The sequence below is a fragment of the Limosilactobacillus coleohominis genome (assembly GCF_016901675.1).
Classification (GTDB): domain Bacteria; phylum Bacillota; class Bacilli; order Lactobacillales; family Lactobacillaceae; genus Limosilactobacillus; species Limosilactobacillus intestinavium.
Genome location: NZ_JACJKU010000227.1, coordinates 1 through 219, shown reverse-complemented (window position 1 = coordinate 219; position 219 = coordinate 1). Strand labels below are relative to the sequence as shown.

Below are 219 nucleotides of genomic sequence, written 5' to 3'. Positions count from 1 at the left end.
CAGTCAATCAATGACTAAAGCTATTATTACACTGGCCCGTCATCTAGGCGCCAATTTAAAATCACTGACTGTTGACCATGGAAAAGAATTTGCCAATTATCATCAAATCAAAGATTTGATAAACAAGCCAATGTTTTTCGCACACGCTTATTCTCCTCATGAACGTGGATCCAATGAAAACAGGAATCGAGTTCTCCGCCGATTTATCCCAAAAGGCAA

1 protein-coding gene is annotated in these 219 nt (G+C 39.3%); it reads left to right on the top strand.

Annotated features, from left to right (window positions below; all coding sequences use genetic code 11):
* Window positions 1-219: IS30 family transposase (locus H5975_RS08615; RefSeq protein ID WP_204785657.1), on the top strand; the 219-nt coding region annotated here is incomplete at both ends.